The sequence below is a fragment of the Anaerotignum lactatifermentans DSM 14214 genome, assembly GCF_900142265.1.
Taxonomy (GTDB): Bacteria; Bacillota; Clostridia; order Lachnospirales; family Anaerotignaceae; genus Anaerotignum; species Anaerotignum lactatifermentans.
The window spans coordinates 1-5,976 of sequence record NZ_FRAH01000120.1; the positions used below are offsets into that span (position 1 = coordinate 1).

Annotated in this window: 7 protein-coding genes; all 7 read right to left on the minus strand. The window is 40.3% G+C overall.

Annotated features, from left to right (window positions below):
- Positions 1–176: DNA cytosine methyltransferase (locus BUB35_RS17695; RefSeq protein WP_330391277.1), on the minus strand; the 176-nt coding region annotated here is incomplete at its 3' end.
- A 240-nt stretch (positions 177–416) separates the two neighbouring features.
- A complete protein-coding gene (locus tag BUB35_RS17700) occupies positions 417–818 on the minus strand; it encodes a DUF3849 domain-containing protein (RefSeq protein ID WP_072853885.1) in 402 nt (133 codons plus the stop codon).
- Positions 819–1,010: 192 nt separating this feature from the next.
- The gene (locus tag BUB35_RS17705; protein WP_072853887.1) at positions 1,011–1,748 is read right to left on the minus strand and encodes a hypothetical protein; all 738 of its coding nucleotides are present in this window, start codon (positions 1,746–1,748) and stop codon (positions 1,011–1,013) included.
- 9 nt (positions 1,749–1,757) lie between these two features.
- Positions 1,758–2,084, minus strand: a complete 327-nt coding sequence (locus BUB35_RS17710) for a hypothetical protein (RefSeq protein ID WP_072853889.1) — start codon at positions 2,082–2,084, stop codon at positions 1,758–1,760.
- Positions 2,085–2,099: 15 nt separating this feature from the next.
- Positions 2,100–2,471, minus strand: a complete 372-nt coding sequence (locus BUB35_RS17715; protein ID WP_072853891.1) for a DUF3846 domain-containing protein — start codon at positions 2,469–2,471, stop codon at positions 2,100–2,102.
- Positions 2,472–3,581: 1,110 nt separating this feature from the next.
- Positions 3,582–5,396 carry a translation elongation factor 4 gene (lepA, locus tag BUB35_RS17720; protein ID WP_072853893.1) on the minus strand — a complete coding sequence of 605 codons (1,815 nt, stop codon included), beginning with the start codon at positions 5,394–5,396 and terminating at the stop codon, positions 3,582–3,584.
- A gap of 304 nt (positions 5,397–5,700) precedes the next feature.
- Positions 5,701–5,976 (minus strand): IS3 family transposase (locus BUB35_RS17725; protein WP_143158938.1); only part of this gene is annotated, 276 nt, incomplete at its 5' end.

Consider the following 5,976-nt stretch of genomic DNA (forward strand, 5'->3'; position numbering starts at 1 on the left):
ACTTTGGTGATGTCTTCTTCAAACCACTCTCCCTCCTTTATGCGGTGCATCGCCTGATAGCTCATATTGGCATATTTGTCTATCTCACAATGCCCTTTGCAGGTCCAGCCTGCCTGCTCCAGTCCCAAACGGAACAACCCGATTCCAGCAAAAAAATCCAAAAAATACATACACATTTCTCCTTTCGCTGTCTTTTCTTTTCATGCTGTTGACGTTTCCTTTTTTCTGAGGTAACATACAACAACCTGTAAGACGGCAGCGAAAAAAGGGCTTTCTGCTCCGATTCGGTTTGTCTTAAGAGTCAGTATTTTTGCTTCGCAAAAACGGCTTTGCCGCCGGACTTCTTTCCGGTACTGTGCTTGTTTTCAGAATCTTAAAACGGAAACAAGGCGGATTGCTCCGCCTTGTTTCTTTGCTTATAACTGCATATCCAGATCAGTTTCTTCTATTTCATCGGCATCACCTTCTTTCATGTTTTCTTCTGCTTCATGGGTAAGCTCTTGTTCTCGAATACTGTTGGCAAATAAATCCAACAAGCCGCTGTGGGTATGGATCGTATATTCCAGTTTGGGGTTGTCTTCGCCTTGGTTCATTTGGCTCTGCAATGCCCAGGTCTTATTCTCTTTGCTGATCCTGCCATCGTGAAGCTTTTGCTGGATGTTACAAGCAACAACATATTGGACTCGCTCCATGCCATAGGTTTCGATAAGTTCTTTCTCAAAGCCTGTATGGTAGTGAAAACCATCGAAATGGCTGTTGATGGCTTTTCCGATGTCTTCGGCACACTGTGCATTGGCTTTATGGGATGCTTTTTCCATATGGATTACCTCCCGTAAATCTGATCAGAGCGTCTGTGATACTTTACTTTTTTATGAGGTTGGACTCTGCTCTCCGGCGGTAATTTTTTCACCGGTCGCTGTTTATTCTTCTGCGGATACTTTCTTTTCATTTCTGCTCCTTTCTGGCACAAAAAAAGAACATGAATGTTTCATGTTCCTGCCATCATGTTTTTATAACTGTGGTTCTTCCATATTTTCTTCCAAATCTTCTGATAACTGAAGCAAATGATCTGGTTCCACAATCACCTCCCACTCATTTCTTCCTTTAAATAACGCTAAAATATATTCCTTTGAAATTTCCGCCTCATAAACGATACCGTTTTCTCCAAATCGATTGGCAAACCATTGGGCAACCTCTCGATCCAGTGTCCAGGACAAGGCTTTGATCTTGCCTGCATTATATGAGGTCACGCCTCGATAAACCGATACTGTTTCCGGCAGGCTTCGCAGTGTTTCTATTTCATCTTCTGTCATCATCTCCTCCTGTTTTGATTGGCGGAACAGATCCAGCAGTTCTTTCTGCTTGAAGTTGGGATCAAGATTAGGTGCTTCTGTCCGAATCCAGATGTCTGCAAGCATTTTGGAGAAATCCTCTCTGGACAAGTATGGTTCCGCATATTTTAAAAAAGCAAGCAGATAAGATTTTGTCATGAGGTGGTATACCCCAAACACATCTTCCGCAGTATCAATCTGCTTTTCCACTTGTTCTTTCCATAGGGTAAATGCCTTTGTGTCTTCCATTATATTGGCAAAGGCAATTTCACCGTCAGCCTGTGACAGACAAACCATCGCTGAATCTGTAAACGGATGCTTGATGACCAACGGCGAAAACTTTGTTTCTTCTATATTCATGTGCAGGAATACTTTGGCGGTATCTTTGATTCCTCTTAAATCTGTTATTTTTCGCATTTTCTTACCTTACCACAATGCCACATTTCTTTCTTTTTTGATTTGTTCAACCAAAGCATCAAAACCGCCTGCCTCTTCTGCATATTTTGTAAAAACACATTCCACCATTTCTCTGGAAAAACCAAGTTCTTCGTAAAGCAAAAGCAGCTCCTCTGGCAATCTGCCTAGCACGCTTGTTGGCTTTATAATGATGCATCCCTTTTGAAGAATGATATCTACCAATTCATTAGGATTGATTTCTGCATTCTCCAGCATTTCATCTGTGACCTCAATAGGATCACCTGGCTTTCTAAAAATAAACTTTTTTTCGATTGGTTCCATCTTCATATTTTTCATAACTGCAAATCCTCCTTATTCAAATGTGTAAATTTCGATCACTGCTGTTTCTTCAATTTCTTCTTTTGTAAACTCCTGTGGCTCATAAAAAAATTTTTTGTATGTGTCCAACTCCTCCTCACTCAATGATGTCAGGTTTCCTTCTTCATCACTGCCGCAAACAAAAAAATCGCCAACGATGATATCGCTGCCAATTCTCCTGTTGCCTTCTAAGCCAATCAATTTTCCCTCATCATTTAATAGGATGCATACATTGTCATCTAATCCTACGATGTCAATATATCCTCCCACTGCTTCCTGCATTGCTTCCAATGTATTTTTCAGCATATAGACTTCAGGATGTTCATGTGGCTTTACTTTTAATACTTTAATGACATTTTCCTTCAAGATTTTCACCTCCCTTCCAAAATTTGTCGAAAAGATTTTTTCAAAAAATGGTTATATTTTTGGAAACCACTTTTTTATCAATTTTTAGAAACAAAAAAAGTCAGTGAGATTTGCCTATCTCACTGACTCAAAATCATTTTTTGACTCCAAAAAAGCTATGTCATCTATAAAATCCGATTTTTTTGAGTTTTGAAAATCGTCCTCAAAAACCGCTGAAAGCCTTGATTTTATTGGCTTTCAGGCTCTTTCATACTTTATGACTCCTCAAGCCGTCATGTTTTTACAAAAAGTATGCCTCAAAAAGTTAGTTATCCCTTGGTGTAAGGTTGTTTTTAATAAGGTGTTGTGTATTATGCCAATTCTAATTTTTTCCAATGTATTTTTCAGCATACAGACTTTAGATGTTCATGTGACTTTACTTTTAACCTTTTTCTTCAAAACCTCTCCTCCTTCTATTGTTTGAATTTTTATTCAAAAAGTGATTATTTTTTTAAATCACCTTTGAATCAATTTACAGAAACAAAAAAAGCAGTGAGCTCTTTTTCCTCTCACTGCCTGAAAAAATATTTTTTCTTTCAAAAAACACTTTTGTCATCTATAAAAATTGAACTTGTTGGGTTTTAAAAAATCCCCTTAAAAACCGCTAAATCCCTTGATTTTACTGGGTTTACGGGGTGTCATATTATTTATGACTCCTCAAGCCTGCTAAATATGTTAAAAAGTATCCCTTACATAACTTATATCCCTTTTTCATTTCATAAACTGTTATCCTAAGGTAAATCTTATTCCTCATACCTCTGGAAGAAGAATATCGCCTCAAAACAGATGACAAATTTGCATTTCACATTTCAAGGCTCAGACGTTTTATTTTGTCATAATTTGCGAAATGTTTTCTCAAAAATAAGGCATTTTTTTCTTATGTAGAAATTTGTCACTATTTTGGGCAACAAAAAACGGTATAAAAATTACCTTTTATACCGTTTTTTCATCTGTCCTCGCAATTTTATTACTTACACATCTGTCAAAATCAAGGAATTTAAGTGCCTCAAAATCGGCATAGAAAACGTCTGAAAGCCTTGATTTTACTGGGTTTTAAGCCCATGTCATACTTTATGACTCCTCCAGCTTCAGCACGCTCATAAATGCCTGCTGAGGTACTTCTACGCTGCCAATCTGGCGCATTCTCTTTTTCCCTTCCTTCTGTTTTTCCAACAGTTTTTTCTTACGGGAAATGTCACCGCCGTAGCATTTCGCCAATACATCTTTACGCAGGGCGCTGATGGTTTCTCTGGCAATGATCTTGCTGCCGATAGCCGCCTGAATGGGAATTTCAAACAGATGTCTAGGAATTTCTTTTTTCAGTTTTTCGCACATCTTTCTGCCCCGTTCCACAGCGGAATCTTTATGAACAATAAAGGACAGTGCATCCACAGGTTCTCTGTTTACCAGAATATCCAGTTTTACCAGTTCACTTTCTTTGTAGCCCACCAGACTATAGTCAAAGGAAGCGTAACCGCGGCTTCTGGATTTCAGTACGTCGAAGAAGTCATAAATGATTTCATTCAGAGGCATTTCGTAGATGAGCATGGCTCTGCTTTCATCCAGATATTCCATACTGATATAATCCCCACGGCGCTGCTGACACAGTTCCATGATAGGTCCGATATAATCCTTAGGCAGCATGATTTCTGCCTTTACAATGGGTTCTTCCATTTTCAAGATACGGGCAGGGTCAGGCATGTTGCTGGGGTTGGACAGGTCGAACTGGGTGCCGTCTGTCAGATATACTTTATAAATAACGCTGGGTGCGGTGGTTACCAGATCCAGATTATATTCTCTTTCCAGTCTTTCCTGAATGATTTCCAGATGCAAAAGTCCCAGGAAACCACAGCGGAAACCAAAGCCCAGAGCCACAGATGTTTCCGGTTCAAAGAACAGAGAAGCATCGTTGAGCTGCAATTTTTCCAGTGCATCACGAAGGTCAGGATATTTTGCACCGTCGGCAGGGAATACACCACAGTAAACCATGGGGTTTACTTTCTTATAACCAGGCATTGCTTCCGCAGTGGGTCTTGCCGCTTCTGTAACAGTATCACCTACGCGAGTATCTGCCACGTTTTTGATGCTGGCAGTGAAATACCCTACCATGCCTGCATTCAGTTCATCTACCGGCAGGAAACGACCGGGGCCGAAAATACCAACTTCCACAACATCGAATTCTTTGCCTGTTGCCATCATTTTGACTTTAGAGCCTTTGCGGATACTGCCGTCAAAGACACGCATCAGAACGATAACACCGCGATACTGGTCGTATACGCTGTCGAAAATCAGCGCTTTCAGAGGTGCATCCACATCACCGCTGGGAGCAGGAATGTCTGTGATGATACGTTCCAGCACTTCTTCGATGTTCACACCGTTTTTGGCGGAAATTTCCGGCGCATCTTCTGCGGGGATACCGATAATATCTTCAATTTCCTGTTTTGCCCAAGCAGGGTTTGCGCTGGGCAGGTCAATTTTATTGATAACGGGCAGGATTTCCAGATTATTATCCAATGCCAGATATACGTTTGCCAATGTCTGCGCTTCAATACCCTGTGCTGCGTCTACAATCAGGATTGCACCTTCGCAGGCTGCCAGAGAGCGGGATACTTCATAGTTAAAGTCCACGTGTCCCGGAGTATCGATGAGGTTGAATTCGTATTCTTCCCCATTGTTTGCGCGATAAATCAAGCGAACTGCCTGGGACTTGATGGTGATACCTCTTTCTCGTTCCAGATCCATATTATCCAGTACCTGTTCCTGCATTTCACGGTCTGTAAGCAGACCTGTTTTCTGAATCAATCTATCTGCCAATGTGGATTTGCCGTGGTCGATATGTGCCACAATACAAAAGTTTCTGATATGACTTTGTCTGTCTTTTGACATCCATATTCCTCCTAAATCTCTAGTATTTCTTTCACAAAAAAAGCTGCCCTTTTCCTTTGCATCCTCGCAAAAAGCAACTTCTGTTTTCATCCAGTCTGGAAAAACGCCTGTTTCCCCATGATATTTTGCTTATTATATCATAGTTTTCCCGTCTGCGTCAAAAGAAACCTTTGCAAACAGGGCTTTTCCACGAAAAAAACAGGAACCTGTCAGTAACAGCTTCATCATAAAACAAAATAGCCAGAATCCTTTTCGTTTTGAACTGAACCCAAAAAGTTAGACAATATTTTCAAATTAAAATTGTTTAAGAAGCCAGAAGGGCTTGTTGTCTGTAAATTGCAGGTGGCAAGCCCTTTAACTTTGCTTTGATTCGATGGTTATTATAATAATCTAAATATTCCACCAGTTCCTGCTTGAAATGTTCCATAGATTGAAACTGTTGAAGATAGAGAAGTTCGCTCTTGAGCAATCCAAAGAAATTTTCCATGACAGCATTGTCCAGACAGTTACCCTTTCGGCTCATACTTTGCCGGATTCCTTTTTGTTTGAGCATTTGGCGGTAATATTTGTTTTGGTACTG

Bases quoted from the DNA above. Each gene is read 5' to 3' on its own strand.
- BUB35_RS17700 (WP_072853885.1), bottom strand. From the start codon at position 818: ATGGAAAAAGCATCCCATAAAGCCAATGCACAGTGTGCCGAAGACATC.
- BUB35_RS17705 (WP_072853887.1), bottom strand. From the start codon at position 1,748: ATGCGAAAAATAACAGATTTAAGAGGAATCAAAGATACCGCCAAAGTA.
- BUB35_RS17710 (WP_072853889.1), bottom strand. From the start codon at position 2,084: ATGAAAAATATGAAGATGGAACCAATCGAAAAAAAGTTTATTTTTAGA.
- lepA (WP_072853893.1), bottom strand. From the start codon at position 5,396: ATGTCAAAAGACAGACAAAGTCATATCAGAAACTTTTGTATTGTGGCA.